Raw genomic sequence first — 4118 nt, forward strand, 5'->3', positions numbered from 1 at the left:
CACGTGGCGGCCCGGCGGGCTCGGAGGCGGGGCCCGGCGCGCAGTGAGCCGCGCCGGGCCACCGCGTACTGTGCCGTCAGGCCGCTACCGGCTCCCGATCAGGGCTCACCGGGGCGTCCGCCGTCGCGGCGGGCTTGCCCAGGCCCTTGAGGAGGATCACCGTTGCCGCCGTCACCGCCGTGCCCGCGAGGATCGCGAGCACGTAGAGGAACGGGCTGCCGATCAGCGGCAGGACCCAGATTCCGCCGTGCGGGGCGCGCAGCGTGGAGCCGAAAGCCATGGTGAGGCCGCCGGCGGTCATGCTGCCCGCAATCCCGGCCGGGATCACCCGCAACGGGTCGGCCGCCGCGAACGGGATCGCGCCTTCGGTGATGAAGGAGGCGCCCAGCACCCAAGCGGCCTTGCCGTTTTCGTGCTCTTCGGGGGTGAACAGCTTGCGCCGGACGACCGTGGCCAGCGCCAGGCCCAGCGGCGGGGTCATACCCGCGGCCATCACGGCGGCCATCACCTTGAGGCTGCCGGCGTCCGGGGTGGCGCCGGCCGTCGTCAGGACGCCGGCGGCGAATGTGTAGGCGACCTTGTTGAGCGGGCCGCCCATGTCGAAGGCCATCATCGCGCCGAGCAACACGCCGAGCAGGATCGCGTTGGTGCCGGTGAGGCCGTTCAGCCAGTTGGTCAGGCCGCTCATCGCGGACGCGATCGGCGAGCCGACGACCACGAACATCAGGAGTCCGACGGCCGCGACCGACAGCAGCGGGATCACCACCACGGGCATGATCCCGGAGATCGCCCGCGGTACTCTCCAGCGCACCATCCACAGCACCAGCAGACCGGCCGCCAGCCCGGAGACGAGGCCGCCGAGGAACCCGGCGCCGACCGCCACCGAGACGGCGCCGCCCACAATGCCGGCGGCCAGCGCCGCCCGGTCCGCGATCGCCCAGGCGATGTAGCCCGAGAGGATCGGGACCAGGAAGCCGAACGAGGTCTTACCGGTCTGGAAGAGCAGCGCGGCCCAACTGTGCGACGAGGTCCAGTCGAAGTGGCCGAGCACGGATGGCGCGGAGGCGATCTGGTATCCGCCGATCGCGAATCCCAGCGCGATCAGGAGACCGCCGGCTGCGACGAACGGAATCATGTAACTGACGCCGGTCATCAGGTACTTGCGCAGGCGCTGGGCCCAGTGCTCGGAGGACTTGGCGGCAGTCGCCACCACAGCAAGGGGGGCCCCGACCGAGCGAGAGGCCAACTGCGCGGCCTCGGCTATCAATGCGTCCGCCCGGTTGACTCCGGCCTTGACGCCCACATCCACCGTCGGCTTCCCCGCGAAGCGGGCCCGGTCGCGGACCTCCACGTCGTGGGCGAAGATCACTGCGTCCGCGGCCGCGATCACCGCCGGGTCGAGCGGGGTGGAGCCGGCCGAGCCCTGGGTTTCCACGTGCAGAACCGCACCCGCCCGGGCGGCCGCCAGCTCCAGCGCCTTCGCGGCCATGTAGGTGTGCGCGATGCCGGTCGGGCAGGAGGTGACGGCGACCAGACGCAGGCCCGCATCGGCTGCGACCGGTCCAGGGGGAGCGACAGCCTCCTCGCCGTTGACCAGCGCCGCCACCGCGGCCGGACTCTCCGCAGTCCGCAGTGTGCCGACGAACTGGTAGTCCATCAGCCGACGGGCGAGCGTGGCGAGGATCTGCAGGTGCGTGTCATCGGCGCCCTCGGGGGCCGCGATCATGAAGACCAGATCGGCCGGCTGCCCGTCCGGGGCGTCGAAGTCCACTCCCTTGGCGCTGCGGCCGAAAGCCAGGCTGGGCCGGGTGACGTGGGCCGAGCGGCAGTGCGGGATGCCGATCCCGTCGCCGAGGCCGGTGGGCGCCTGGGCCTCGCGGGCGGCGATGTCGGCAAGGAAGCCGTCCAGGTCGGTGACCCGGCCCTCGGCGACCAGCCGCTGGGCGAGTGCGCGTAGGGCGTCGCTCTTCCCCTCGGGGGCGAGGTAGAGATCAACGAGTGCGGGTGTGATCAGTGGGCCGGTTTCGCTCATCGTCTTGGTCCTTCAACTGTGGTGCCTGATGGATTGCGTCGCCCCCGGGATGTGTTTGCCCTTCCGTCCCACACGGTCGGGCCTTTCCTCTCAGCCGCGCAGCTGCCGCTCGAGCGGGATGTCCGCCGTCACGGCCACCGCGGCCAGGTCCAGGTCTGCCGGGCTCGGCATCACGCTGCCCGGCAGTTGAACGGCGGCGGCGCCGTGCGCCAGGGCCGCCGCGAGTGCTTGGGGTCCGGTGCCGCCCGCGCCCAGGAACCCGGCCAGCGAGGCGTCGCCGGCTCCTACGTCGCTGCGTACGGCGGCCACCGGAGCGGTGCCGAACCAAGTGCCCTCCTCGGCGAGCAGCAGCATGCCGTCGCGGCCGAGGCTGGCCAATACCTGCTGGGCGCCGCGCTTGCGCAGTTCGCCGGCCGCGTCGACGGCGTCGCCGACGGTGGTGATCGGGCGCCCGACGGCCTCGGCGAGCTCCTCGCGGTTGGGCTTGACCACGTCCGGGCGGGCGTCCAGCGCCGCGAGCAGGGCGGGGCCCGAGGTGTCCAGGGCGATCCGGGCACCGGCCGAGTGCACCTGGGCGACCAGTTCGGCGTACCAGCGCGGGGCGAGTCCTCGCGGCAGGCTGCCGCAGCAGGCGAGCCAGGCGTGGTCGGTCAGGTGCACGCGCACCGCCGCCAGCAGCGCCGCGGACTCCGCCGCACTGAGCTCGGGGCCCTGCGCGTTGACCTTGGTGAGCCGGCCGTCGGCCTCGGCCATGGAGACATTGATCCGGGTGTCGCCGACGATCGGGACGGCCGCCACGTCGATGTCCTGAAGGTGCAGGAGATCGGCCAGCAGCTGCCCGGACAGCCCGCCGAGCGGGAGTACCGCGGTGGTCCGGTGGCCGGCCGCGGTGAGGGCGCGGGAGACGTTGACGCCCTTGCCGCCGGGGTCGAGCCGGTCCCGGGTGGCGCGGTTGACCCCGCCCAGGGCCAGGCCGGGCAGCTCGTAGGTGCGGTCCAGGCTGGGGTTCGGGGTGATGGTGACGATCATGCGCGGATGACTTCCGGTCCGTGGTTCTCGATCTCGGCGGTCTGCTCGTCGGTCAGTCCGGTGTCCGTGACCAGAACGTCGACTTGGTTCAGCGAGCCGAACCGGGCGAAGTGCCGGGCGCCGTACTTGCTGGAGTCGGCCACCAGCACCACCCGGCGGGCGCCGGCCAGCATGGCGCGCTTGACCGCCGCCTCGGCGAGGTCGGGGGTGGACAGGCCGCCGTCGACCGTGAAGCCGTTGGTGGCCACCACCGCAACGTCGGCGTGGACGTCGGTGAGGTCGCGCAGCGCCCAGGCGTCGACGGCGGCCTGGGTGCGGTGGCGTAGCCGGCCGCCGACCAGGTGCAGGGTCAGGCCCGGGTGGTCGGCCAGCCGGGCGGCCACCGGGAGGGCGTTGGTGACGACGGTCAGGGTGCTGTCGACGGGCAGCAGGGCGGCCAGGCGGGAGACGGTGGTGCCCGCGTCGAGCAGCACGCTGCCCTCGGCGGGCAGCAGGTCCAGGGCGGCCTTGGCGATCCGCTCCTTTTGCGGCGCGGCGGTGGAGTCTCGCTCCGCCAGGCCCGGCTCCAGGTGGAGCGCGCCGGCGGGCAGCGCGCCGCCGTGCACCCGGTGCAGCAGCCCGGCCTTGTCGAGCACGCTCAGGTCGCGCCGGATGGTCTCCTGGGTAACGCCGAACTGCTCGGCCAGCGTCGGCACGTCCACCCGCCCGTGCTGCTGGGCGAGGCTCAGGATCTCCTGCTGGCGCTCGGGTGCGTACATGTTGGATCAGGTCCGTTTCATGTTTGTTTACGCCTGGTTAAGAGGACCATACGCCGCCTGACGCGGAAAACAAGAGCCTGGGGAAAGTTCGTTCCCATGCGCAACCGAATACCCGAATGTGTTGACAGGCGCGACTTGCTGGGCGTAGAACCAACCAAAACAACACGCTAACAGGCGTGAAACCACATTGGTCCGGTCCTCGCGCCCTGCCCCCGGCCGCGACCACGGGCCAACGGCGGCACCCGCGCCTCACCCCTCGCGCGGGCCGACTGGCGGCAGCCCGCGTCTCACCCTCAGCG

3 protein-coding genes are annotated in these 4118 nt (G+C 72.3%); all 3 read right to left on the reverse strand.

Annotated elements, in window-relative coordinates; genetic code table 11:
- Positions 1 to 76: 76 nt before the first annotated feature.
- Complete coding sequence (locus ACWGIU_RS31600) at positions 77 to 2032, reverse strand: PTS fructose transporter subunit IIABC (protein ID WP_453711544.1); 1956 nt, start codon at positions 2030 to 2032, stop codon at positions 77 to 79.
- Positions 2033 to 2122: 90 nt separating this feature from the next.
- Complete coding sequence (gene pfkB / locus ACWGIU_RS31605; protein WP_453711545.1) at positions 2123 to 3061, reverse strand: 1-phosphofructokinase; 939 nt, start codon at positions 3059 to 3061, stop codon at positions 2123 to 2125.
- On the reverse strand, positions 3058 to 3819 hold the full coding sequence (locus ACWGIU_RS31610) for a DeoR/GlpR family DNA-binding transcription regulator (protein ID WP_453711546.1): 762 nt from the start codon (positions 3817 to 3819) through the stop codon (positions 3058 to 3060). The genes pfkB and ACWGIU_RS31610 overlap by 4 nt, the downstream gene beginning before the upstream one ends.
- Positions 3820 to 4118 lie beyond the last annotated feature (299 nt).

Source organism: Streptomyces sp. NPDC054840 (assembly GCF_053611065.1).